The organism is Polaribacter sp. IC066, assembly GCF_007997085.1.
Classification (GTDB): domain Bacteria; phylum Bacteroidota; class Bacteroidia; order Flavobacteriales; family Flavobacteriaceae; genus Polaribacter.
Window position 1 is genome coordinate 56,596 of sequence record NZ_VORR01000017.1, and the last position, 24,335, is coordinate 80,930.

Consider the following 24,335-nt stretch of genomic DNA (forward strand, 5'->3'; position numbering starts at 1 on the left):
AAAATCAAAATTAGCGTAAATAAATGTAGGAGCAAAATAAAAAGAGATTCGAATTTTATGAATTGTAAAAGAATCGATGTTGCTTTAAATAATTTGTATCAATTTAAGGTTGTATTTGATGTTTTAGCAAAAAAAACGTAAAGTGTTTTTTTTATTTTTTTTTAAGCTGTTTAAATCCTGCCTTTTACCTTTGTTGTTAATTAAATTGTTGAAAACAATACACTCCTTTGTTTATGGTTTGTTAGAGTTGTAGTACTTTAGATAAATAATTCAATTCTAGTAACTATGTCATTAGTAAAATTTGAATCTATGCTCAAAACAAACAATGTATATTTCTTTGATTTGGTTGAGTTTGAGGAGATTATTATTCATTATTTAGATGTTGGTAAACATGCACTTGCTAAAAAAGCGGTAAAGCTAGGTTTAGAGCAGCACCCGGCATCTATAGATTTAAGGTTTTTACAAGTAGAGTTGCATGTTTTTGAAAATGAGATAGATAAGGCGTCTTCTTTGTTGAAAAAGATAGAGAATATCTCACCAAATAATGACGAAATTTTTATACAAAGAGCAACCATCAGTTCTAAATCTGGCGATCATAAAGAGGCAATAGTAAATTTATTAAAAGCACTTACTTTAACCGATGATAAAGTAGATGTTTGGTCTTTAATGGGTATGGAATATTTATATTTAGACGAATTTAAAAAAGCGCGTTTAGTTTTTGAAAAATGTTTAGAAGTAGATTATGAGGATTATGCTGCACTTTATAATGTTTTGTACTGTTTTGATATGGAAAAGAAACATGAACAAGCCATTAAATATTTAAATAATTACATTAATAAAAACCCGTATTGTGAGGTTGCTTGGCATCAATTAGGAAGACAGCATTTTATTCAAGAGCGTTTTAAAGAAGCTTTAATTGCTTTTGATTATGCCGTTCTTATTGATGAATCTTTTATTGGCGGATATTTAGAAAAAGCTAAAACTCTAGAGGCTATGGGAGAGTATCAGGGGGCAATCGATAATTATTTAGTTACTTTAGAGTTAGATGATCCTACGGCATTTGCCTTTGTTAGAATAGGAGAGTGTTACGAAAGAATAGCAAAATTTGATTCCGCTATTTCTTATTACAAAAAAGCAGTGCACGAAGATCCTTTGTTAGATAGAGGTTGGTTTTTACTCACAAATTTATATTATGATGATGAAAATTATCAAAAGGCAGCATATTATATTTCAAAAGCCTTAAAAATTGATGACAGCAATGCTTTGTATTGGAGAAGATATGCCGAAATAAAGATAAAACTTAACTTTTATGAAGAAGCAGTTACAGGTTTTGAAAACTGTTTATCTCTAGAAGATGATGCGCTTGAGATTTATATTGCGTTAACAGATGTTCTTTCTTTTTTAGGCGAATTTAATGATGCAATTAGTGTCTTGTATAATGCTCAAAAAACGTATAAAAATTTTGCTGATATAGAATATAGATTGGCAGGATTATTTTTTGTTTTGAACAAAGAAAAGCATGGATTAAATCATTTAATTGCAGGAATGAATATCAATTATGAGTTTCACGTAATTTTAAATGAAATTTATCCTATTGTTTTTGAAAATAAAAAAGTGCAAAAACTTTTAAAAAATTATAAGAATACGTTCGAATAGTTCCTCTTTACTGCCTGTTTGCTTATTGTTTTGAGTAATATTTTAATTGGTGAAGCTCAATTTTAAAAAGTAGCGAAGCTATAATTTTAAAATTGTAAAGTATGTTAATCCCCTTTTCATTTACTGAACTTAATTCAGTATTTAGCGAGACCTTATGATTAATTCGTCGACTTTTTGCGCAGTAATATGAAAACGATATGTATTTTTGATTTCTTCGAGGTTGCTTATTCATAGGTTCACTATTTTGATATATAATTTTTTTGTTTTGAGGTAGATGCTAAAATTTTATACATTGCCTGCGTTATGAAGCTCTTTATTTTATATTCTAACCTAAAAGAGTAGATAAAGGAGTTACGTTTTAAATTTATTTTGAAGTAGAAGCCGTTTAGACATTTTGTTGTTTTAATCCTGATTCAGGTAAAACTAAAAATATAAGGGGTGTAAGAAAAAAAAAAGGCTTTCGGAATAATTTACAAGATATTTTTTAGCACATAAAGCAATTGTAGTAAAGTAGATTTTGTTTAATTATTTTACTAATTAATATCAACGACTAATACATCTATACCTAGTTTTACTAATTTTTCTTTATACGCTTCTTCTATACCAGAATCTGTAATTATTTGATCTACATCTTCAAGTCCGCAAATTCTGCCAAAACCTTTTCTTCCAAATTTAGAAGAATCAGCTAAAATAATTATTTTCTGTGCAGATTTTATCATGACTTTATTAATTGAGGCTTCCATTGAGCTGGTGGTGGTTAAGCCAAAGTCAAGATCAATACCATCTACGCCTAAAAATAACTTTGAGCACGTAAATTCTGAAAGCATCTGCTCGCCTAAAGGTCCAATTACAGAAGAAGAGCTTTGTCTAAGAACACCTCCAAGCTGAATAACATCGACACCATTTAATTCAGAAACAATTAATGCTGCGTTTAGTGAAGCTGTTAAGACTGTTATTCCTTTTATGGGTTTAATTTGATGCGCCATCTCGATGATAGTGGTGCCAGATGCAAGAATAATACTATCAAAAGGTTTAATTAATTCAGCGGCTTTTATGGCTATTTTATTTTTTTCTCCTTGATGAATTTTTTCCTTCTCATTTACGGTTTTTTCGTGGGTGTAAGGGTTTTTTCGAATTGCTTTTCCGTTAGAACGAAATAATAAATTTAATTCTTCAAGAAGTTTTAAATCTTTTCTTATCGTTACCGATGAGACATCAAACTCCGTGCTTAAATCTGAAACAGTTACAAAACCATCGTTTTCTAGTTTTTTAAGAATAAGTTCATGTCTTTCAGCAATATTCACAGTCATTTGTTATTTTTTTGTACGCACAAATATACTTAAAAATATATTTAATAATTTTTCAGTGATGGTAATTTCGGTGAGTGTCAAATAATTTTTTTAGTGTGAATTCGATTTTTTTGACTCCTTTTTTATCGATAGGAAATGGGCAATAAGGCTATTTTACCACTTTTCTATGCTATATTAACATTTTACAACTACGCTTGAAGCCTTATGAAACCTGATAAAACTAAAATAATTTAAAAATACTTTCATAAAGTTTCGTTTTGTTTCATAATGATTATATATTTACAATCAGAGTTTTAATAAAAAATAATAGGTTATAAGTATGATTAGAAATGAAATGATTGATAAAATCAATAAAAATTCTAAAGAATATGATTTTATAGTAATTGGCGGTGGTGCAACTGGTATTGGTATTGCACTTGAGGCATCAGCAAGAGGGTACTCTGTGGTGTTACTAGAAAAGTCAGATTTCACAAAGTCTACGTCAAGTAAAAGTACAAAATTAGTACATGGAGGTGTTCGTTATTTAGCCCAAGGAAATATAGGCCTTGTGAGAGAAGCGTTAACAGAAAGAGGTTTATTGGTTAAAAATGCACCGCATTTAGTTAAAAACTTAACATTTGTAATACCAACACATGGCCTTTTTGATGAGTTGCAATATACTGTTGGGTTAACGTTATACGATTTGTTAGCAGGAAAGTTAAGTTTAGGAAAATCTAAATGGCTTTCTAAATCTAAAACAGTGAAGCGTATAGCTACAATTAATCCAGAAAAAATATCGGCAGGTGTAGAATATCATGATGGGCAGTTTGATGATACTCGTTTAGCAATCAATACATTACAGACTTCTGTTGGTTTAGGCGCAATTGTGATAAACTATTGTGATGTAAAAGGGTTAATTAAAAATAATACAGGTAGGGTTTCTGGGGTTAAATTTATAGATCAAGAGACAGGGAAAGAACACGAAATAAAAGGAAAGCAAGTTGTAAATGCAACGGGAGTATTTGCAGATGATATCTTAAAAATGGATTCACCGCGCGCTGAAAAAACAATTGCTCCTAGCCAAGGTGTTCATTTAGTGTTAGATAAGTCATTTTTGCCTGGTGATGATGGCATTATGATTCCAAAAACTGATGATGGAAGAGTTTTGTTTTTAGTGCCATGGCATAATAAAGTGGTTGTTGGAACAACGGATACGCCTATTAAAACAGAATCTTTAGAGCCAATTGCATTGGAAGAAGAAATAGGATTTATTTTAAAAACAGCAGCTAGGTATCTAATAAAAGCACCTTTAAGAAGTGATGTGTTGAGTGTATTTGCTGGGTTGCGACCTTTGGCTGCTTCGAAAGGAAACGGAAGTAAAACGAAAGAGATTTCTAGAAGTCATAAAATATTTGAATCGGACTCTGGTTTGCTAACCATGATCGGCGGAAAATGGACGACGTACAGAAAAATGGGTGAAGATTTGGTTGATAAAGCAGAGAAAAAGCAAGGTTGGTCTCATATTTTAACCAAAACAAAAAATTTAAAGATTCATGGTCATAAAGAGAATGTAGACTACGAAAACCCTTTATATTTTTATGGATCTGACGAAGAAGGATTGTTAAATGTAGCGAAAGAAGAGGGAATGAATGAATACATAAGTACAACCCTTCAAGTTATAAATGCGCAAGTTGTTTGGGCTGTTAAGCATGAAATGGCTCGGACGGTAGAAGATTTTTTAGCTAGAAGAACACGCTGCCAGTTATTAGATGCAAAAGAAAGTATAAAAATGGCTCCGCAAGTAGCTAAAATAATGGCCCACGAATTGGGCGAAGATGACGAATGGCAGAAGAAACAGGTAGCTGACTATATTGAAGTTACCTCACAATATATTTTATAAAAAGTAAATTATCTAAATGTAAAAAAAATGAAAAATAAGCTAATTTTAGCCTTAGACCAAGGCACAACATCTTCAAGAGCAATTTTATTTAACCACAGTGGAGAAATTGTTAGAGTTTCTCAAAAACCTTTTGAACAGATTTTTCCTAAATCGGGATGGGTAGAGCACGATCCAAATGAAATTTGGTCTTCTCAAATATCGGTAGCGGCAGAAGTTATTGCAAAGGCAGGAATTACTGGAGAAGAAATTGCAGCAATCGGTATCACAAACCAAAGAGAAACAACAATTGTTTGGGATCGAGAAACCGGCGAAGCTATTTACAATGCAATTGTTTGGCAAGATAGAAGAACCGCTAAATTTTGTGATACATTAAAAGCTGCAGGTCATACAGATATGATCAAAAAGAAGACTGGGTTGGTATTAGATGCTTATTTTTCTGCGACTAAATTAAAGTGGATTTTAGATAACGTAGAAGGAGCAAGAGAGAAAGCAGAAGCTGGTAAATTGTGTTTTGGTACGGTTGATACCTTTTTGGTGTGGAAGTTAACTAGAGGTAAAATGTTTATTACCGATGTTTCTAATGCTAGCCGTACCATGCTTTTAAACATTCATACATTAGAATGGGATGAAGAATTATTACAATTATTTAATATTCCTAAAGCTATTTTACCCGAAGTAAAAGAAAGTAGTGAAGTGTATGGAACAACAGCTACAACCTTATTTTCTACAAAAATTCCTATTGCAGGTATTGCAGGAGATCAGCAAGCTGCCTTATTTGGTCAAATGTGTATAAAACCGGGTATGGTTAAAAATACATATGGTACTGGTTGTTTCTTATTAATGAATACGGGTGAAAAGGCAGTATATTCCAAAAATAATTTATTAACGACTGTTGCTTGGAAAATAAATGGAAAAACTACGTACGCATTAGAAGGAAGTGTTTTTGTTGGGGGTTCAGCAGTACAATGGATGCGGGATGGTGCAAAAATGGTTAAAACAGCTCCTGGTATTAGTCATTTGGCAGAAACAGTAAGCGATAACGGTGGTGTATATTTTGTACCAGCTTTAACGGGTTTAGGTGCACCGTATTGGGATCCTTATGCTCGTGGTGCTATTCTCGGTATTTCACGCGGAACTACAGATGCTCATATAGCACGCGCAACTTTAGAGGGTATTGCATTTCAAGTGTATGATATTGTAAAAGCGATGGAAGCAGATGCCGGTGAAAAAAGTATTGAATTAAGAGTCGATGGCGGTGCGGCTGCCAGTGATTTATTAATGCAAATGCAATCAGATTTATTTGGGTTTAAAATATTACGTCCAAAAACTTTAGAAACCACTGTTTTAGGTGCGGCCTATTTAGCTGGTTTGGCTGTTGGTTATTGGGATAGTGTAGACGAGATTCAATCTCAATGGACTGTAGATAAGGTTTTTGAGCCTGCTGGTGACGAAACAAAAATTGAGGACATGCTAAAGTACTGGCATAAAGCAGTAAAATGTGCACAAAACTGGATCGAAGAATAAACATCAAGTACTAACGAACTAAAACAAATAAATTATGTCAATTTTAGTAGCAGAAATTTTAGGTACCATGATGCTTATTTTATTAGGAAACGGTGTGGTTGCAAATGTAGTTTTAAAAGACACAAAAGGAAACAATTCTGGATGGATTGTCATTACAACAGGCTGGGCTTTAGCAGTATTTGTTGGGGTAGTAATTGCAGGTCCTTATAGTGGAGCTCATTTAAACCCGGCAGTAACCATCGCATTAGCAACAGCAGGAAAGTTGTCTTGGAGTTTGGTACCCGAGTATATTGCCGGCGAAATGATTGGTGCCATGTTAGGAGCCTTTTTAGTGTGGTTGTTTTACAAAGATCATTTTAAAATAACCGAAGATGAAGGTGGAAAATTAGCTTGTTTTAGCACAGGGCCAGCAATTAGAAATACATTTTCGAACTTAATAAGTGAAATTATTGGAACCTTTGTATTGGTGTTTGTAATATTCTATATGGCCGGACCAAGTATTAATTTAGGAGTTTCTACTGATGCCAAAATGGGTTTAGGCTCTCTAGGCGCAGTACCAGTGGCATTTTTAGTTTGGGTAATTGGTTTGTCTTTAGGCGGCACAACGGGTTATGCCATTAATCCAGCGCGTGATTTAGGTCCAAGAATTATGCATTCTATTTTACCTGTTAAAGGCAAAAGTGATTGGGGTTATGCCTGGATTCCAATCGTAGGTCCTATTATTGGTTGTGTACTTGCGGCTTTATTACATATTTCTCTCTAGTCTAAAATTACTCACAAAATTTAAAATCAAATAAAATGAAAAAAGTATTATATATACTTTTAGCTGCATTTGCGGCGCAGTTAAGTACTGCCCAAGAAAAAACGTTAAAAGACAGTCCGCTTGATTTTTCAGTAGATTTAAAAACAAGCCATTTATGGAGAGGATTAATTATTTCAGACAGACCAATGGCTGCCGTTTTTCTAAAACTAAAACTAGATAAATCAGGAAGTTTTTCTACGGGTTTTTGGGGAGGAGTGGCTTTCGCAAATGAAAGTGATGGCACTTCGTATCAAGAAATAAATTATTATGTGCAGTACGCAAAGAATGGTCTGTCTCTGGGTTTATGGAATTTATTTAACACCAGAGGTGCTGCGAATCCTAATGTTTGGGACTATGATAAAAAAACGACCTATCATTTTTTAGATTTAAGAACATCGTATCATTTTGGAAAGAGTTTTCCGTTAACTTTAGAGGCTGATGTACTTTTATTTGGCAGTCGTGATGGGCAATACACCAATTTAGATTTCGAGCAACGTTATTCTACGTATGTTCAAGTTTCTTATCCTCTCATAAAAGAATCAAAAGTAGATGTAAGTGCTTTTGTTGGAGCCGGGTTTTCATTAAACGGCAATACGCATTTATATGGAGACGGAACTCAAAATTTTGATTTAGTGAATGTTGGGTTAACGGCTTCGAAAACAGTTAAATTCGGAGATCATAGTGTACCTTTTTCGGTGAATACATTATGGAATCCTTCTGTAAAGTATGCAAGAGTGCAACTAATAGTTCATCTTTTTTAAAGGGGTAAACATAGTACAGTCAAGTTCATAATGCCGTGTTATATCTATTACAAGCAAGTATTTAAGGCAAAATATCTTGACAACAAGAGTTGGAGTGTTCTGTTAAATCTAACAAAAATAAACCATAATATATTCTTATTATACGTGTTGGATTTTGGGGTTTTCCAATCTTCACAGGCGATGCAACGCGTTAGAATCATGAAATAGCCTTATTGTAAAGTTGCTTTTACTTTGGATAAGGCTTTTCTATTAATTAATCAATCAAGATGAATAAAAACATAACTTTAGGTGAGTTTATTATTGAAAATCAAAAACATTACGCAGAAACATCAGGAGGATTTACGAGCTTATTAAGTGCTATTAAATTAGCAGCAAAAGTAGTAAATCATAAAATTAATAAAGCCGGACTTGTTGATATAATAGGATACTCAGGGAGTACCAATGTGCAAGGCGAAGACCAGCAAAAATTAGATATTTATACGAATGATATCTTTATAAATGCGATTAGCAACCGAGAAGTGGTTTGTGGTATTGTATCTGAAGAGAACGATGATTTTATCATTTTAAATGGTTCAAATAACGCTATGAGTAGTAAGTATGTTGTTTTAATGGACCCGCTAGATGGTTCTTCTAATATTGATGTGAATGTATCAGTGGGTACTATTTTTTCAATTTACAGACGAATTTCTCCAATAGGCACTCCTGTTCAAAAAGAAGATTTTTTACAAAAAGGAAATAAACAAGTTGCTGCGGGTTATATTATTTACGGAACCTCTACAATGCTCGTTTTTACTTCCGGAAACGGGGTAAATGGTTTTACATTAAATCCGGCTATTGGTTCCTTTTATCTTTCGCATCCTAATATTAAAATTCCTGAAGAGGGTAATCTATATTCGGTGAATGAAGGAAATTATTTACACTTTCCTCAAGGCGTAAAAGACTATATAAAGTTTTGTCAAAAAGTTAAAGAAGATACACCGTATACTTCTCGATATATTGGTTCTATGGTGGCAGATTTTCATAGAAATATGCTGAAAGGGGGAATTTATATGTATCCAAGTTGTAATAGGAACAATAAGGGTAAATTGAGGTTGCTTTATGAATGCAATCCTATCGCTTTTATAACCGAACAAGCTGGAGGAAAAGCCATAGACGGTTTTAACAGAATACTAGATATCAAACCATTAGAAATTCATGAACGGAGTCCGTTTTACTGTGGCACCACAAAAATGGTTGAAAAATTAGAGTCATTCTTACAAAAGGATGTCAACAAATATGCAAGTAGTAAAACTTTTGGTATCAATTGAAAATAACAATTGTTGTTTTTAGGCTATCAAAATGAAATACAAAAAAAAAACCACTAAATTTTTAGTGGTTTTTTTTAAAGTAAAAAGTTATTTCAATACAATTTCTCCGCAACCAACTCTAGGCCCAGCAGCACCCGATGGTTGAGAACTAAAATCATCTGGCCCGGCATGAATAATAATAGCTTTTCCTACAATATTTTTTGTATCATCATCACAATCAATACACCATAAATCTGTAGTTCTTACAATTGTTCCTTTTCCTTCTTTATCGGCAACTATATTTCCAATATCACCCGTATGAAAAGGTTCTTTCATCCATTCTCCATGATTTTGATCTGTAGGATTCCAATGGCCTCCCGCAGATGTTCCGTCTTCTGCAGAGCAGTCACCAATGGCATGAATGTGAATGGCATGGTTTCCTGCTGATAAACCAGTAACGGATGCTTTCATAAAGACTTTTCCGTTTTTTTCGGTAAAAGTTACATTTCCTGTTACGTTACTGCCGCTTTTAGATGCTATATCTACAATGGCGGTTTTTTCCATATTTTTATCACAAGAAGTAAATAGTAGTACCGATAAGAATAAAAAAGTAAGTTTTTTTAGTAATTTCATCGTTGTATTTTTATGAGTTTCTCAAAGATAAGAAAAATGCCAAAAAAAACCTTGCTCAAACTCTTTTAAAACAGGCATTATTTCCTTTTCAAAAATCAAACTTAAAGTGAGCAAAACAATTAAAGAGTATCAATTAGTTTTTACCACTTTAATTTGATGTTAATGTTTCAGTATTTTTTTTGGATAAAAAATCATCAAAAAAGGAACAAGTTATTACTGTTTTCTATCGTTAAATAGGGTTTAGTTTTTATTTGGATACCAATTCTATTGAATAACCTTAATATTGGCATCTTGCCTCTGAACGATTTCTTTGAATTTTTTAACATCACTCAAACCATCGGTTCCTCTGTAGTGATATGGATATATTTCTTTTGGTTTGAATTCTAAAACTGCATCAGCGGCACTTTCAACGGTCATTGTGTATGGTAAATTCATACAAATAAAAGCTTTATCAATGCTTTTTAGATTTCTCATTTCGGGGATGTCTTCGGTATCACCAGAAAAATAAATTCTTTCATTATTTATGGTGAACACATAGCCATTACCTCTTCCTTTAGCATGAAATTTTAAAGCTTCTTCTCTTAAATTATACATGGGTATTGCCTCAATTTTAAAGGTAGCCATCAATTTTTCTTCTCCATTATGAATCGCAATAATTTTTTTAGAAATAATAGAGGTTAAATTTTTACAAACTGCTTCTGGAGCAATAATCGTGGTTTCTGAAAGATCTAGTTCCTTTAAAGTTTCTAAATTAAAGTGATCTCCGTGAACATCCGTAATTATGATATACGTAGGTTTTTTAAATTTTTCAAAAGACTTTAAGCCACCAGTAGGGTCTAAATAAATGGTTTCGCTATTAAAAGATATCACTGCTGTAGCATGAGATATCGGAGTTATTTTTAATGCTAAATTTTCTTTTATTTCTGTTTCAACTTCTTTAGTAATAGTTTTTGTAGTGTCATTTTTTTTGCAAGAAATTAGGCTTAAGGTTAAAATAAGTAAAATAAAAATATGTTTTTTCATGATAGTCTGGTTTAATTCAGGCCAAAGATAATATTATAATAAAAAGAATATTGTGAACATTTATTTAAAATCATTTACCTTCGTTTTTCAAAATTAAATTTCGATGAGTAGAAAAATTAAAGACTATTTAATAATTGGATTTAAAGGAATGGCTATGGGTGCTGCAGACGTAGTTCCAGGCGTTTCTGGAGGTACAATTGCCTTTATTTCTGGTATTTATGAAGAGCTTTTGGGGTCTATTAGTAATGTGAATTTAGGCTTGTTTAAAACGCTAAAAAAAGAAGGCTTTAAAGCTGCTTGGACGCAACTAAATGGTAATTTTCTGTTATCTCTTTTTGCGGGTATTTTTATCAGTATTTTATCGCTAGCAAAAGCCATCAAATATTTGTTAGAAAACGAACCTATTTTATTGTGGTCGTTCTTTTTTGGTTTGGTGTTGGCAAGTATTATTTATATCGCAAAGCAAATTACAAAATGGAACTTTATTGCTGTTATTATATTGATTTTAGGTGCGTTTTTAGCGTATTATATAACTACTTTAAATCCGTTAGTTTCTGAAAATTCATCTTCTTTATATGTTTTAGCAGCTGGTGCAATTGCAATTTGTGCAATGATTTTACCTGGTATTTCTGGTTCCTTTATTTTAGTTTTATTAGGTGCATACAAACCAATTTTAGATGCTTTAAACAGTAGAGACTTTAAAACTATTTTAATCTTTATGGCTGGCGCAGTTATTGGTTTGTTAAGTTTTTCTAAAATATTAAAATGGTTGTTTGCTCATTATAAAAATTACACATTAGCTGTTTTAACAGGTTTTATCATAGGTTCTTTAAATAAAATTTGGCCATGGAAAGAAACGTTAACTTGGCGCACGAATTCTAAAGGATTACAAGTGCCTTTAAATGAAGAAAGTATTTTACCTTTTTCTTTTGATGGTGATGCGCAATTAACAATGGCAATTATTTTAGCAATTGTAGGTTTTGCCTTAATTTTGGGAATGGAGAAATTAGCGTTTCAAAAAAAATAAATGCATAAAGAAAGAACGTTTGCTGAAAAAATAATCCTTTTTTTAAAAGGATTGGCTATGGGGGCAGCAAATAAAGTTCCCGGAGTTTCTGGAGGAACTGTTTCTTTTGTTTTAGGTTTTTATGAAGAATTAATTTATTCTTTTCAGAAAATTAATTTAAAATCGTTTAAATTATTATTTAGCGGAAAGTTTAAAAGTTTTTCTCAATATACAAATACACCGTTTTTGTTGCTGGTTATGGGCGGCAGTATTTTTAGTTATTTTAGTGTTTCATTGCTTTTAGATTATTTTTTAAAACACTACGAACTCTATGTTTGGAGTTGGTTTTTCGGCATGATTATAGGGTCTATTTACTATATAGCCAAAGACTTTAAAAGTTGGAACAAAAAAAAACTTATTGCATTATTTGTGGGTGCAAGTATCGGTTTAGGGATTAGTTTTTTAACCCCAGCGGTAGAAAATGACAATCTTTGGTTTGTCTTTGTTTGCGGAATTATAGGGGTTTCTGGAATGACACTACCCGGGCTTTCTGGCTCTTTTATTTTAATACTTTTAGGCAATTATGTGCTGTTATTGGTAGATTCTGTAAATGTGCTGCTAAATGTATTAACGAGCATTTTATCTGGTAATTTTGATTTTTTATCAGATACTACAAAAATGAGGTATTTAAAAATTATAGCCGTTTTTGCAGCCGGTTCTGCTTTTGGGTTAGTTTCGCTTTCACATGTTTTAGGGTATGTATTAAAACGATATAATAAAATTGTAAATGCAGTTATTATTGGTTTTATAACCGGTTCTTTAGGCATTGTTTGGCCATGGAAAAGAACTATTTATGCCCAAGCGAATGAAGTTGATTTATTAGATATAAAAGGACATAAAATAGTAGAAAATTACGAACGATTTATACCGAACAGTTTAAATAAAGAAACCATTTTAGCGGTGTTTTTTATCTTTACAGGTATCGGATTAATATTAGCCATTGATTATTATGACAGGAGCAGAAAAAAATAAATTATTTGGTTTATTGGGTAAAAATATTTCATATTCATTTTCGCGTGGATATTTTACTGAAAAATTTAAAAAATTAGATTTAAAGAAATATAAATACATGAATTTCGATCTTCAAAAAATTGAAGATTTACCAAAAATCATAGATGCATACAGCAATTTAAAAGGTATAAATGTAACCATTCCTTATAAAGAGGCAATCCTTCCGTTTTTAGATAAATTAGATAAAACTGCTGCAAAAATAGGGGCGGTGAATACGGTTAAGTTTACAAAAAGAGGAAATTTAAAAGGATATAATTCTGATGTTGTTGGCTTTGAGAATTCTATTGCACCCTTTTTAAAGAAGCATCATAAAAAAGCATTAATTTTAGGAACAGGAGGTGCATCAAAGGCGATTGCCTTCGCTTTTAAGAGAAATAAAATTAAATATAAATTTGTGTCTAGAAATCCTGAAGGAAAAAAAGAGATCTCTTACCAAAGTTTAACCCAAGAAGTTATAGAAAACTACACGATTATTGTTAATTGCACACCTCTAGGAACCTCACCAGACATCGAAAAACACCCAGACATTCCGTATCAATTTATAACTACAAATCATATTCTTTATGATTTAATTTACAATCCAGAAGAAACCGTTTTTTTATCCAAAGGAAAAGAAAAAGGGGCTGTTATTAAAAACGGATTAGAAATGTTGCAGCTGCAGGCAGAAGAATCTTGGAGAATTTGGAACAAATAACCACATTATAAATTTTACTTATGGTGATAACTTGCAATTATTGTAAGTTGTCACTATTTTTGGTGACTGTATAATTATAGTATTGTACAAAGACCTTTAAACATTGTAGATATGTTAGATAAAAATGAAGAAAACGTTGAAAAAAACGAGTTAAAATCAACAGAAAAAGTTGATGTAACACCAAATGAAAATGAACTTGTTGAAAACATAAAGACTGAAAATGTTGAGGTTGTTTCTAAAGAAGAAGAAAAGACAACATCTAAAAATGAAGAAATAGTTGATGAAACTTCTAAAGCTGTTATCGAAGTTAAAGATTCTTTGGTAGAAAAGGAAGAAAAGGAAATTGCTAAAGAAAAAGATGAGTCAGCAACAGTGTATTCTAAATTAACTCTAGAAGCGTTGGTTTTGAGTCTTAAAGAAATCATAGCAGACAATCCTGCTCAAAAAATAAAGACGCAAGTAGAAACCGTTAAAACTGCTTTTAATCAAAAATTTGGAGCTTTAATAGCAGAAAAAAAAGCTGCGTTTTTAGCGGATGGAGGTAATGTTATAGATTTTCAGTTTTCTAGTCCGATTAAAGCAGAATACAATTCTTTACTAGCCGATTATAAGAAGCAAAGAGATGCCCATTATAACGACTTAGACAAGCAATTAAATGACAATTTAGAAAAACGAGTAGCGGTTATTGAAAGTTTAAAAAGTTTAATAGACGAGGCAGATGCTACAACGATGTACAAGAATTTTAAAGAAATTCAAGATACTTGGCGAACTATTGGTGCCGTGCCAAAAGTGTATTATAATGATACCTGGAAAATTTATCATCATCACGTAGAGCGTTTTTATGATTTATTGCACTTAAGTAATGATTTTAGAGATTTAGAATTTAAGCATAATTTAGAAGAAAAATTAAATATAATTAAGCAAGCAGAGGCTTTAGCAAAAGAGCCAGATGTAAATTATGCTTCTAAAGAACTGCAAGAATTACATAAAATTTGGAAAGAAGATATAGGGCCTGTAGCCAAAGAATTGCGGGAAGAAATTTGGCATAAATTTAGTTTGGCAACAAAAACTATTCATGATAAAAGACATGAATATTTTAAGGAAATGCGCTCTAAATATCAAGACATAACGAATAAGAAATTAGAGATTATTGCTTTGGTAGATGCGTATGACACCTCAAAAAATAAAAGCCACAACGATTGGCAAAAAAGTATTAATGATATTGAAACATTAAGACAACAGTATTTTAACGTAGGGAAACTTCCTTACTCAAAGAGTGAAGAAGTTTGGCAGAAGTTTAAAGGAGCAACTAAAAAATTTAATAGCTCAAAAAATACATTTTACAAAGAAGAAAAGAGCAGTCAGCAAGACAATTTAGAAAAGAAAATTGCTCTAATAGAATTGGCAGAGTCTTTAAGAGAAAGTGAAGATTGGGAAAAGGCAACGAATACTTTGAAAAAAGTACAGGCAGATTGGAAAAAGATTGGCCATGTTCCTCGTAAGTTTTCAGACGATATTTGGAAACGTTTTAAAGCTGCCTGTAACCATTATTTTGATAGATTTCACGAACAAAAAAATTCTGCAAGTAAAGAAGAACAGGCGGTTGCCATTGCTAAAAAAGAGTTTTTAGAAGTTTTAAAAGAAGCAAAAGAAACGACTAAAGAAACAGTTTTAGAATCGATTAAGGCTTGGAGAAGTTTAGGAAAATTACCATCGAATGCTCGTCATTTAGAAGGTAAGTTTAACAAGCAAATAGATAGAATGTTAGAAAGTTTATCTCTGGATAAAAACGAAATTTCTATGCTAAAATTTACAAATGTTGTAGATGGGTATGCTGCCGAGAAGGATACCAGAAGATTAGATTCTGAACAGATATATGTTAGAAAAAAGATAGACGAGATTATGAAAGAAATGCAGCAGTTAGAGAATAATTTAGGTTTTTTCTCAAACGCTAAAGCTGATAATCCGTTAGTTGTAAATGTAAGAAATAAGGTGAACGACTTTAAAGAAGATTTACTTACTTGGAAAGAAAAATTACAATATCTAAAAAAATTAGATTATTAATTTTCTAAATCTAAAAAAAAAACTCAAAACATTGTTTTGAGTTTTTTTTTGATTTAACGCAAGAAATTTATTCATTTTCCATTTCTTAAATGCTGAACAACAAAGTTTGTTATTCCACGAAAATTTCACGTTCTACATATCATTTTATAATGGAATACTCGTAGCATTAAAAACTAAACGGAGAACAAAAAGTATCGCAAACAAAATAGTATCGCAAGCAATAAAACCAAAATGGTAAAGCACTGTGGTTGTCATTCTTTAAGAATCTTACGGTTTGCTCATTTTTTTGGATTTTTGCGCACGCTGCTTGCAGCATAATACGCGATATAAGTAAAATGAATTTTTAAAAATCAAGCACAAAAAAACTCGAAGTATGTACTTCGAGTTTTTTATATTTACTTGTAAAATAGTTAAGAAAATAACTGATCCATTTTTTCTTTTTCCTCTGCTGCTAAAGCTGCATCAACTAAAATACGACCACTATGCTCATCAATAGTAATTTTCTTTCTGTTTGCAATTTCTAATTGCACTTGTGGTGGTATTGTAAAATAAGAACCTCCCGAAGCACCACGCTCTATAGCTACAACCGCTAAACCATTTTTTACTTTGGTTCTGATTCTGTGGTAAGCAGCAAATAAATGAGCATCGATAGATTCGCTAAACTCTTTAGATTTCTCTTTTAAAAGGCCTTCTTCTTTTTCAGTTTCTTTTAAAATAGCATCTAATTCAGATTTTTTATGAGATAAATGTAGTTCTTGCTTCGCTAACTTCTCTTTAGTTCCGTTAATAACTTCCATTTTTTGAGCAATTTTGGCTTTAAACTCATTAATTCTTTTCTCTGCCAATTGAATCTCTAAATCTTGATATTCAATTTCTTTCGACAACGAATCAAATTCTCTGTTGTTTCTTACCTTTTTTTGTTGCTCATCATACTTTTTCATTAACGTATTAGATTCGTCTATCGCCAACTTTTTGTTGTTAATATCTGTTTCTAAACTTGTAACGTCTTTGTTTAAATTAGCAACACGTGTATTTAACCCGGCAACTTCATCCTCTAAATCTTCTACTTCTAGAGGCAGTTCGCCTCTAACGTTTCTAATTTCGTCAATTCTAGAGTCTATTAACTGTAAGTCATATAGCGCTCTTAATTTTTCTTCAACCGAAATTTCTTTCTTCTTTGCCATGTTTATATATAATATATAGGATTTGTACTTTTTTCTGATAAAATGACTGCAAAATTACTAAATTTTTTCGTAAGATAATCAACCAAAAGGTTTTTTGTAAACTGTTCGCTTTCATAATGACCAATATCTGCCAAAAGAATGCTGTTTTCTGCCTTAAAAAATTCGTGATATTTAAAGTCTGCACTCACATAGGCGTCGGCATTCGCTTTTATTGCATTGCTAATTGCAAAACTTCCAGAACCACCTAAAACGGCTACTTTTTTAATTTTTTTGTTGATAAAAGCAGAATGACGAACACAATCTGTTTTCATTGTGCGTTTTAAATACAGTAAAAAGTCTTTTTCATCCATTTCTAAGGGCAAGTCCCCAATCATTCCCAAACCTATATCTTGATGCAGGTTTTCGGTCGTTATCACGTCGTATGCAACTTCTTCATAAGGATGATTTTCTTGTAAAGTTTTTAAAATATAATTTTCGTTTTTACTTTCGTAGGTTACAGAAATTTTTGTTTCTTTTTCGGTATGAACTTTTCCTTTTTCTCCTAAAACAGGGTTTGCGTGTTCATTTCCTCTAAAAGTTCCATCACCCGCAACGTTAAAAGAACAATTGTCATAATTTCCAATGTTACCTGCGCCTGCTGTAAAAAGCGAATTTCTTACTTTATCGGCATCTTTAACAGGAACATAGGTGGTTAGCTTTTTGATAATACCTTTTTTAGGAATTAAAATTTTATTGTTTATCAAACCTAAAACTTCACACATTTTTGCAGAAACGCCATTTTTAGAATTATCTAATGCAGTATGGGTTGCATAAATAGCAATGTCATTTTTTATCGCCTTTAAAACAACTCTTTCTACATAAGAATGTCCGTTCAACTTTTTTAATCCGCCAAAAATAATTGGATGAAAACTTACAATCAGATTACAATCTTTCGCAATTGCTTCATCAACAGTTTCCTCTAACGTATCTAAAGTAACCAATACGCCGGTAACTTTTAATGTATTATGGCCAACGAGCAAGCCAACATTATCAAAACTTTCTGCGTAGTGCAAAGGCGCTAATTCTTCTATATAATTTGTAATTGTTTTTATAGTCATGTAAACAGCTTATCAAAAACAAAGTTAGCCTTTTTAATTTGAAAACAATTTGTAAAGAATAGTTCGGTACTGTTTGTGGTACACATACAAGAATGAGCGAAAGAAGCTAAAAGAATAGAATTGTTATTGGTTGTTTTTTAGACGTTCTTTTATTGTATTTTTACGAAGATGAAACTTGTTCGATTTTTATTGTTTCCGTTTGCAATTTTGTATGATATAATTACAACGATTCGAAATATTTTATTTGATGTAGGGGTTTTTAAATCGACATCTTTTCAAATTCCAGTAATTGTTGTTGGCAATTTAAGTGTTGGCGGAACAGGAAAAACGCCTCAAATAGAGTATTTAATTAGCGTTTTAAAAAATCGTTTTAAAGTAGCTGTTTTAAGCAGAGGTTACAAACGTAAAACAAAAGGCTTTGTGCTCTTAAATGGCAGTCATAACGCTTTAGATGTTGGCGATGAACCTTTGCAGTATTTTAAAAAGTTTAATGAGATTGATGTTGCTGTAAATGCCAATAGGGTAGAAGGGATTCAAAGGTTGATAAAAAGTACATCACCAGAAATTATTTTACTAGACGATGCGTATCAGCATAGAAAAGTAAAAGGGAGTTTTTATGTATTATTAACGAAGTTTAACGATCTTTTTACCAATGATTTTTTACTGCCAACAGGTAATTTAAGAGAAAGTAGGTCAGGAGCTCAAAGAGCGGATATAATTATTGTGACAAAATGCCCCACTAATTTAAGTGATTTTCAGCAAGAAGAGATAAAACAAAAATTAATAAAATTTGATAAAAAAGTTTTTTTTACAACAATTTCTTATCGAAACATTTTGTCTTCGGATAAAAAAATAGCGTTGAGCGCATTAAAAGAATATGCTATTTTATTGATTACAGGTATTGCAAATCCTGCTCCTCTAGTCGACTTTTTAGTAACAAACAAAAATAACTTTAAGCATTTAAAATATGCCGATCATCATCATTTTTCATCCGTAGAAATAGAAAAAATTAAAAAAGAGTTTGACGAAATAAAGTCTGATAAAAAAATAATATTAACGACAGAAAAAGATTACACTAGATTAAGTGGCGAATTACAAAATCTTTTTTTTATCGAAATTGAAACACACTTTTTTGGAGGGCAGAATAAAGAATTTGATCAAATAATAAATGCTCATATACAACAAAACCGATGTTAAAACACCGGTTTATTTTTTGTTAGAAGTATGCACAAACAATGATCTAACAGCAGTAAGACACAGTTTGTATTTTAATAATGGTATTATTTTTGATGTTTTTTAGTAAATTAAATATTTTATGAATAGAGTAAGCTTTTTTTTTATTGCCAGTTTTATTGCTTTTCAAACTACTTATGGACAAGAGGTTTCAAGTATAAGTACTGAAGATGTAAAGGTTAACGAAATTGAATTGCAATGGATTTCTACTTTTAAAGAGGCGTTAGCAAAGTCTAAAAAGGAGAATAAACCTGTTTTAATGTACTTTACGGGTTCAGATTGGTGTGGTCCTTGTAAAGTTTTAGATAAAAAATTATTCCATACAGAAAAATTTAAAAATTTATCTGATCAAGATTTAGTGCTTTTAGAGGTCGATATTCCAAGAAGAAGAGATTTGATACACCCAACAAAAATGGAAGAAAATCTCTACTTACAAAAAAAATATAAAGTGAAAGCTTTTCCTACTTTACTGATGGTTGATCATCGAGGTAAAAAATTAGCGGAGAAAAAAGGATATGTAATGACAGCATATTATTATCCCTTTTTTCAATCTGTAATCAGCAGCTATTAGAGGTATCGAAAATAAAGGAGAATATTTCTTTATTTTTGTAGACGATTTTTGGTTGTTTAAAAAGCAGTTTTTTCTTTTGAATGCAAATAATACTTCACAAAATAGTTCGTATTTAGGTTTATGTATACATCGATATTTCTAAATTTATACCGATTAAAGAAAGTAGATTATACTATTTTTGTACCTTCTTGTAGTACGAATTCCGGCTGAAATTATGATGCATTTTAATAAGTTTTTAAAGTGCCTATTTTAAAGGTTTTAAATAAGAAATACCTGATTAAAGTTTATTTTACACAAAATATTATAGCGATAATAGGTGTATTTTAGTTCGTTTTTGGGGTGTTTTGCGCGGATTCTGATTTCGCTTTTCTTTAAAATTTATATGTTGCTTTTACAGAAATCCTGTAGTTATTCTTGTTCACTTTATTTCTCTTTTGGTTCTGTTTTATAGAATTTCTGATGAAATAAGGATTGGGGAAAACTGTAAATATTTTTAAAAATAGAAGATAACAGTCAAAAGGAAAAGAGAACATTTGTTGTGTTGTTATACTATAAGTTTGAGTGAATTCTAAACCTTATTTATTTTATTGTAGTTCTAGCGAGTTAAGACTAAAAGGTCGTTTAAAAAGTATAATTTTCGATTTCATTTTTTTCTAAAAACAACTTTCCCTAAAAAGGGCAATTGGAGCCTTTGAAGATTTTAGAATAGTACGCTGGTATGCTCCTAAAAACTTAAAATATTTTTACTTTTTGACTTTAAATACCTTTACCAAATTAGCCTTATAATTCCGTGATAAATCGTTTTTTTTATGCGTACCTTTCATTAAAAATAATTACCGTAAGGATGCTATGTTAATTACTTTTCATTTCAATTAATCAAAAAATAATTCAATTTATTTGCAAGTCACTATAAAACTAAACTGGTATTAAACGGGTATACCTTGTATAATTTAGATTTAATCATGAAAAAAACGAAGCAAGTTGCTTCGTTTTTTTTATGATTTATGTAGTATTTATTATCGTTGATTCACAACTCTAAAAGTGGTTCTTCTATTCGTTGCATGTTCAGATTCAGAACAAGCAACCTCGTCAGAACATTTGTTTAAAAGTTTAGATTCTCCAAAACCTTTAGCATATAACTGGCTAGCATTAATTCCTTTAGAAATTAAGTAATCTGTAACCGCTTTTGCTCTTCTATCTGATAATTCTTGATTGTCGCTTTTTGTACCTCTCATATCTGTATGCGACTCAATAAACACGGCCATTCCGTCTCTTAATATTGGTAACAATCTAGCATCTATGATTGTAGTAGCTCCTTCGTTTAAGGTTGCACTAGAAAAATCCCAATTTATTGGCAAATGTGTATTATCTACTAATTCACAGTCAACAGCTTTCCAGGAAGTTAAGCCTCCTTTTTTAACTAAAATTTCTTTTGTTACAGACCTGAAAACAGCCGGTATAATTACTTCTTCTGTTCTAGCATCGCTAACAAGAACTGTTTTTTGTATGGTTTTATATTCTGGTTCTGTCTGCACAATAGATGTTTCTGGCTTTTTAACCATAACTTTTCTTTCATACGTTTTAGTAACTCCAGGAATAGATGATTTTAGAATCGTTGCATCTGTTTGAAGTTTTTCAACAGGCATTGTTCTAAATTCTGCTGGTAAAGGTTTGTAACACCAATATCTACAATCTTCTGGATCATCAGAATCACAATCGGGCATTTTTTCACTCATTTCCCAACTTGCAGCGGCAGCTTTAGTCTCAACAGTTTCAAAACCCTGAATAAAAACAGCTTTTTGTACTTCTAATTTTGTACCATCTTCTTTCTCGTAATAGGTAACTACTTGGGTACCCCAAACTGCTGGTACAATTAAAACCTCTTGGCCTGCTTCTCTGATTAAAACTTTTTCTTGAATTGTTTTATATCAGCAGGGTAAGTAACTAGTTTTTTATATTCTGGAGAAACGGTAATATTTACAGTTTCATTCTTATAAATATCTGGTGATTTACATCGAACATAACATTTTCCTGGTTCAGGATTTAACGGTAAATCTTGACCGAAAGTAACAGTAGCACACATTATAAAAGCTACACTCCAAAGAATTTTTTCATAATACTAATCATTAATCGATACTTAATTTATAAAATTAACTACATAGTCAGATGTACTAAAAACATTTATAAATAATTAGTAAAATAAATATTTTATAGTTTATTGTAGTACAAGCTTTTTATAATCCCGTCAGAAAGACCAATTTTCGGAACATAAATTTTTCTTGCTCCACTCCATCTCATTGCAGATAAATAGATTTTTGTAGCAGGTATAATGACATCTGCTCTGTCTGGGTTTAAACTTAATTCAGAAATTCTTTCTTGATAACTCATCTGCTTTAAAAATTGGTATTGAGCATTTAAGTAGATAAAAGAAATTGGTTTTCCTTCGGTTCTTCCAGACATTTTAAAGAGTTTGTTAATGTTTCCGCCAGACCCAATTAAAGACACGTTTTTTAAATCTTTTGTATTTTTTTTAATCCATTTTTCAACATTTTCAAAAATCTCTTTATTAACAGATTTTTTATTGCTTAATAAACGAACAGTTCCCATTTTAAATGATTTTGAGATGATAATTTTGCTTCCTGAAAAAACAGTAAATTCGGTGCTACCGCCTCCTACATCAACATATAAATAAGAATTATCACCACTAATAAGTTCATTTAAATCTTGAGATGATATAATTGCGGCTTCTTCTTTACCGCCAATAATATGGATTTTAACACCAGTTTCATTAAGAATTTTTTCGGCAATTTCTGCGCCATTTTTTGCCTCTCTCATGGCAGAGGTAGCGCAGGCTTTATATTTTTCTACATGATGTACTTTCATTAATAATTTAAAGGCGTCCATGGCATTTACCATTCTTTCTGCGTTTTCTTCACTAATAACACCACTTACAAAAGCATCGGCTCCTAAACGAATAGGAACTCGCACTAAAGATGATTTTTTAAATTGAGGTTCTTTTCCTTCTTTTACTATTATATTAGAAATCAGTAGCCTAATGGCGTTAGAACCAATATCAATAGCAGCATATTTTTTTATTTCTAACAAATTAAATTTATTTATGATTTTTAGGAAATTCTGACATAATCGTTTTGCCCTTCTTTAAATCTTTCCAATGTTTCTCTTCAAATTGAATTCCTATAATACCACAAGTACTTACATGTGCTAATGGTTTATGGCCATATTTATTCACAAAAGTATTAATGCCATGATCGTGACTAAAAATTATAGCAGAATTAAATGCGTCATCCAAAGCTTTTACCGTTTTTACTAAATAGCCATCACTAAAACTATACAACTGTCGTTTTATTTTTAGGTTAGATAGAGGATAATCAAAGTTTTCGCAAAAAATCACGGCAGTATGCAAAGCTCTATTTGCACTACTAGACATAAAAACATCGGGTTTAGAAATTTCTTTAGATAAGAATTTAGACATTAAATGTGCGTCTTTAATGCCTCTTCTTTTTAAAGGTCTGTCGATATCTTCAATACCTGAATACTCCCATGAAGATTTGGCATGACGGACTATGTAAAGTGTTTTCATGTAATTTTATTATTGAAATGTAAATATAAATATTAAGGCGACAAACGCTCTAATTTCCAAGAAAAATCTTTTTGTAAAGAATAGCGTATTCTATCATGCATTCTATTGGGTCTTCCTTGCCAAAATTCTATAGAAATTGGTTTTATCAGATAGCCACCCCAATGTTTTGGTCTGCTAATTTCTTCTCCTTCAAACTTTTTTTCGAACGTTTTTAAATTTTCATCAAGTTCTTCTCTAGAGGTTACAACAGCACTTTGGTCAGATGCCCATGCGCCTAATTTACTTCCGTCTGGTCTTGAGTCAAAATAGCCATCAGATAATTTTTTTGCTAATTTTTCTGCATTTCCTTTAATAATAATTTGTTGTTCTACTGCTGGCCAAAAAAATGATAAACAAATATGTTTATTGGTTTCAATTGATTTTCCTTTTTCTGAATTGTAATTAGAATAAAAAATAAAACCTTCCGAAGTATATTTTTTTAGCAATACAACCCTGCTTTTTGGGAATCCGTCGGTACCGATAGTAGCAATAGTCATTGCGTTTGTTTCCACTACGGTGTCAGATTCATCTGCACTTATAAACCATGTTTGAAATAACTCCATTGGGTTTTCTGGACAGTTACTTTCTAAAAGTTCTTGTTTTTCGTAAGATTTTCTATAATCACTTAAGTCTTTTGGCATCTAGTTTAATTTGTGATGTAAAAATACAATTGTTTTTTTTTAAAATAAAATAGGATTCACAATGTTTTATGTGTCGTTTGCTCTTTAATTTAAGACGTATTCAAAATTTAAACTTAATATCTCCAGGGCAAACTCATACTTTGACACTAAGTACTTTTAATAAATATTTTTCATTCCAAGCAGCTTTAAGTCTTTTACCAGGAATTCCCTGTTTTTCTGATGTTTCATTTCTTAATAAGTTCAGAGCTATTTTTAAAAGA

Annotated in this window: 22 protein-coding genes; 12 read left to right on the forward strand and 10 right to left on the reverse strand. The window is 31.4% G+C overall.

Annotated elements, in window-relative coordinates; translation table 11 throughout:
* Positions 1-285 precede the first annotated feature (285 nt).
* The gene (locus ES044_RS07830) at positions 286-1,656 is read left to right on the forward strand and encodes a tetratricopeptide repeat protein (protein ID WP_147117494.1); all 1,371 of its coding nucleotides are present in this window, start codon (positions 286-288) and stop codon (positions 1,654-1,656) included.
* A 533-nt stretch (positions 1,657-2,189) separates the two neighbouring features.
* On the opposite strand, the gene ES044_RS07835 is transcribed toward ES044_RS07830, so the two are convergent.
* The gene (locus ES044_RS07835) at positions 2,190-2,966 is read right to left on the reverse strand and encodes a DeoR/GlpR family DNA-binding transcription regulator (RefSeq protein ID WP_147117495.1); all 777 of its coding nucleotides are present in this window, start codon (positions 2,964-2,966) and stop codon (positions 2,190-2,192) included.
* Positions 2,967-3,285: 319 nt separating this feature from the next.
* Between ES044_RS07835 and ES044_RS07840 the strand changes: the two genes are divergently transcribed.
* The 5 genes from ES044_RS07840 to fbp all read left to right on the forward strand — a co-directional run bounded on the left by ES044_RS07840 (position 3,286) and on the right by fbp (position 9,239).
* Complete coding sequence (locus ES044_RS07840; protein ID WP_147117496.1) at positions 3,286-4,845, forward strand: glycerol-3-phosphate dehydrogenase/oxidase; 1,560 nt, start codon at positions 3,286-3,288, stop codon at positions 4,843-4,845.
* Positions 4,846-4,872: 27 nt separating this feature from the next.
* A complete protein-coding gene (gene glpK / locus ES044_RS07845) occupies positions 4,873-6,369 on the forward strand; it encodes a glycerol kinase GlpK (protein ID WP_147117497.1) in 1,497 nt (498 codons plus the stop codon).
* Positions 6,370-6,403: 34 nt separating this feature from the next.
* Positions 6,404-7,132, forward strand: a complete 729-nt coding sequence (locus tag ES044_RS07850; RefSeq protein ID WP_147117498.1) for an MIP/aquaporin family protein — start codon at positions 6,404-6,406, stop codon at positions 7,130-7,132.
* A gap of 35 nt (positions 7,133-7,167) precedes the next feature.
* Positions 7,168-7,932, forward strand: coding sequence for a hypothetical protein (locus ES044_RS07855; protein ID WP_147117499.1), 765 nt, complete (start codon positions 7,168-7,170; stop codon positions 7,930-7,932).
* A gap of 266 nt (positions 7,933-8,198) precedes the next feature.
* A complete protein-coding gene (gene fbp, locus ES044_RS07860) occupies positions 8,199-9,239 on the forward strand; it encodes a class 1 fructose-bisphosphatase (RefSeq protein WP_147117500.1) in 1,041 nt (346 codons plus the stop codon).
* 87 nt (positions 9,240-9,326) lie between these two features.
* Here fbp and ES044_RS07865 read toward each other — a convergent pair whose 3' ends face one another.
* Together ES044_RS07865 and ES044_RS07870 are read right to left on the reverse strand one after the other, a co-directional pair.
* Positions 9,327-9,851 carry a superoxide dismutase family protein gene (locus ES044_RS07865; RefSeq protein ID WP_223269083.1) on the reverse strand — a complete coding sequence of 175 codons (525 nt, stop codon included), beginning with the start codon at positions 9,849-9,851 and terminating at the stop codon, positions 9,327-9,329.
* 264 nt (positions 9,852-10,115) lie between these two features.
* Positions 10,116-10,874 carry an MBL fold metallo-hydrolase gene (locus ES044_RS07870; protein ID WP_147117501.1) on the reverse strand — a complete coding sequence of 253 codons (759 nt, stop codon included), beginning with the start codon at positions 10,872-10,874 and terminating at the stop codon, positions 10,116-10,118.
* 103 nt (positions 10,875-10,977) lie between these two features.
* Between ES044_RS07870 and ES044_RS07875 the strand changes: the two genes are divergently transcribed.
* The 4 genes from ES044_RS07875 to ES044_RS07890 all read left to right on the forward strand — a co-directional run bounded on the left by ES044_RS07875 (position 10,978) and on the right by ES044_RS07890 (position 15,709).
* Positions 10,978-11,901 (forward strand): DUF368 domain-containing protein, encoded by a 924-nt coding sequence (locus tag ES044_RS07875; protein WP_147117502.1) that lies wholly within the window; start codon positions 10,978-10,980, stop codon positions 11,899-11,901.
* Entirely contained in the window at positions 11,902-12,912 is a 1,011-nt protein-coding gene (locus ES044_RS07880; RefSeq protein WP_147117503.1) for a DUF368 domain-containing protein, read from the forward strand. It begins immediately after the preceding gene.
* Positions 12,890-13,645 carry a shikimate dehydrogenase family protein gene (locus ES044_RS07885; RefSeq protein ID WP_147117504.1) on the forward strand — a complete coding sequence of 252 codons (756 nt, stop codon included), beginning with the start codon at positions 12,890-12,892 and terminating at the stop codon, positions 13,643-13,645. Before ES044_RS07880 ends, ES044_RS07885 begins: the two co-directional genes overlap by 23 nt.
* Before the next feature lie 111 nt (positions 13,646-13,756).
* Complete coding sequence (locus tag ES044_RS07890) at positions 13,757-15,709, forward strand: DUF349 domain-containing protein (protein ID WP_147117505.1); 1,953 nt, start codon at positions 13,757-13,759, stop codon at positions 15,707-15,709.
* Positions 15,710-16,119: 410 nt separating this feature from the next.
* Here ES044_RS07890 and ES044_RS07895 read toward each other — a convergent pair whose 3' ends face one another.
* Together ES044_RS07895 and ES044_RS07900 are read right to left on the reverse strand one after the other, a co-directional pair.
* Complete coding sequence (locus tag ES044_RS07895) at positions 16,120-16,893, reverse strand: zinc ribbon domain-containing protein (protein ID WP_147117506.1); 774 nt, start codon at positions 16,891-16,893, stop codon at positions 16,120-16,122.
* Positions 16,894-16,895: 2 nt separating this feature from the next.
* Positions 16,896-17,990, reverse strand: a complete 1,095-nt coding sequence (locus tag ES044_RS07900; RefSeq protein ID WP_147186982.1) for a Nif3-like dinuclear metal center hexameric protein — start codon at positions 17,988-17,990, stop codon at positions 16,896-16,898.
* 168 nt (positions 17,991-18,158) lie between these two features.
* Here ES044_RS07900 and lpxK point away from each other — a divergent pair, with 168 nt between their 5' ends.
* A complete protein-coding gene (gene lpxK, locus ES044_RS07905; RefSeq protein ID WP_147117508.1) occupies positions 18,159-19,187 on the forward strand; it encodes a tetraacyldisaccharide 4'-kinase in 1,029 nt (342 codons plus the stop codon).
* Between the two features lie 118 nt (positions 19,188-19,305).
* Positions 19,306-19,794, forward strand: a complete 489-nt coding sequence (locus tag ES044_RS07910; RefSeq protein WP_147117509.1) for a thioredoxin family protein — start codon at positions 19,306-19,308, stop codon at positions 19,792-19,794.
* A 1,016-nt stretch (positions 19,795-20,810) separates the two neighbouring features.
* Here ES044_RS07910 and ES044_RS07915 read toward each other — a convergent pair.
* The 5 genes from ES044_RS07915 to pdxH form a co-directional block, all read right to left on the reverse strand.
* A complete protein-coding gene (locus ES044_RS07915) occupies positions 20,811-21,530 on the reverse strand; it encodes an OmpA family protein (protein WP_317131206.1) in 720 nt (239 codons plus the stop codon).
* Between the two features lie 164 nt (positions 21,531-21,694).
* Entirely contained in the window at positions 21,695-21,877 is a 183-nt protein-coding gene (locus ES044_RS19360) for a hypothetical protein (RefSeq protein ID WP_317131207.1), read from the reverse strand.
* Between the two features lie 125 nt (positions 21,878-22,002).
* Positions 22,003-22,899 carry a Ppx/GppA phosphatase family protein gene (locus ES044_RS07920; protein ID WP_147117510.1) on the reverse strand — a complete coding sequence of 299 codons (897 nt, stop codon included), beginning with the start codon at positions 22,897-22,899 and terminating at the stop codon, positions 22,003-22,005.
* A 7-nt stretch (positions 22,900-22,906) separates the two neighbouring features.
* Positions 22,907-23,395, reverse strand: coding sequence for a SixA phosphatase family protein (locus ES044_RS07925; protein WP_147117511.1), 489 nt, complete (start codon positions 23,393-23,395; stop codon positions 22,907-22,909).
* A 32-nt stretch (positions 23,396-23,427) separates the two neighbouring features.
* Positions 23,428-24,075 carry a pyridoxamine 5'-phosphate oxidase gene (gene pdxH / locus ES044_RS07930; RefSeq protein WP_147117512.1) on the reverse strand — a complete coding sequence of 216 codons (648 nt, stop codon included), beginning with the start codon at positions 24,073-24,075 and terminating at the stop codon, positions 23,428-23,430.
* Positions 24,076-24,335 lie beyond the last annotated feature (260 nt).

What these genes read in the sequence shown, in the direction of transcription:
- ES044_RS07880 (WP_147117503.1), top strand. Translation starts at nt 11,902, where the DNA reads ATGCATAAAGAAAGAACGTTTGCTGAAAAAATAATCCTTTTTTTAAAA.
- ES044_RS07855 (WP_147117499.1), top strand. Translation starts at nt 7,168, where the DNA reads ATGAAAAAAGTATTATATATACTTTTAGCTGCATTTGCGGCGCAGTTA.
- ES044_RS07910 (WP_147117509.1), top strand. Translation starts at nt 19,306, where the DNA reads ATGAATAGAGTAAGCTTTTTTTTTATTGCCAGTTTTATTGCTTTTCAA.
- ES044_RS07915 (WP_317131206.1), bottom strand. Translation starts at nt 21,530, where the DNA reads ATGAGTGAAAAAATGCCCGATTGTGATTCTGATGATCCAGAAGATTGT.
- ES044_RS19360 (WP_317131207.1), bottom strand. Translation starts at nt 21,877, where the DNA reads ATGTGTGCTACTGTTACTTTCGGTCAAGATTTACCGTTAAATCCTGAA.
- ES044_RS07895 (WP_147117506.1), bottom strand. Translation starts at nt 16,893, where the DNA reads ATGGCAAAGAAGAAAGAAATTTCGGTTGAAGAAAAATTAAGAGCGCTA.
- ES044_RS07865 (WP_223269083.1), bottom strand. Translation starts at nt 9,851, where the DNA reads ATGAAATTACTAAAAAAACTTACTTTTTTATTCTTATCGGTACTACTA.
- ES044_RS07890 (WP_147117505.1), top strand. Translation starts at nt 13,757, where the DNA reads ATGTTAGATAAAAATGAAGAAAACGTTGAAAAAAACGAGTTAAAATCA.
- ES044_RS07835 (WP_147117495.1), bottom strand. Translation starts at nt 2,966, where the DNA reads ATGACTGTGAATATTGCTGAAAGACATGAACTTATTCTTAAAAAACTA.
- ES044_RS07875 (WP_147117502.1), top strand. Translation starts at nt 10,978, where the DNA reads ATGAGTAGAAAAATTAAAGACTATTTAATAATTGGATTTAAAGGAATG.
- ES044_RS07925 (WP_147117511.1), bottom strand. Translation starts at nt 23,395, where the DNA reads ATGAAAACACTTTACATAGTCCGTCATGCCAAATCTTCATGGGAGTAT.
- ES044_RS07885 (WP_147117504.1), top strand. Translation starts at nt 12,890, where the DNA reads ATGACAGGAGCAGAAAAAAATAAATTATTTGGTTTATTGGGTAAAAAT.
- glpK (WP_147117497.1), top strand. Translation starts at nt 4,873, where the DNA reads ATGAAAAATAAGCTAATTTTAGCCTTAGACCAAGGCACAACATCTTCA.
- ES044_RS07850 (WP_147117498.1), top strand. Translation starts at nt 6,404, where the DNA reads ATGTCAATTTTAGTAGCAGAAATTTTAGGTACCATGATGCTTATTTTA.
- fbp (WP_147117500.1), top strand. Translation starts at nt 8,199, where the DNA reads ATGAATAAAAACATAACTTTAGGTGAGTTTATTATTGAAAATCAAAAA.
- ES044_RS07830 (WP_147117494.1), top strand. Translation starts at nt 286, where the DNA reads ATGTCATTAGTAAAATTTGAATCTATGCTCAAAACAAACAATGTATAT.
- ES044_RS07900 (WP_147186982.1), bottom strand. Translation starts at nt 17,990, where the DNA reads ATGACTATAAAAACAATTACAAATTATATAGAAGAATTAGCGCCTTTG.
- lpxK (WP_147117508.1), top strand. Translation starts at nt 18,159, where the DNA reads ATGAAACTTGTTCGATTTTTATTGTTTCCGTTTGCAATTTTGTATGAT.
- pdxH (WP_147117512.1), bottom strand. Translation starts at nt 24,075, where the DNA reads ATGCCAAAAGACTTAAGTGATTATAGAAAATCTTACGAAAAACAAGAA.
- ES044_RS07840 (WP_147117496.1), top strand. Translation starts at nt 3,286, where the DNA reads ATGATTAGAAATGAAATGATTGATAAAATCAATAAAAATTCTAAAGAA.
- ES044_RS07870 (WP_147117501.1), bottom strand. Translation starts at nt 10,874, where the DNA reads ATGAAAAAACATATTTTTATTTTACTTATTTTAACCTTAAGCCTAATT.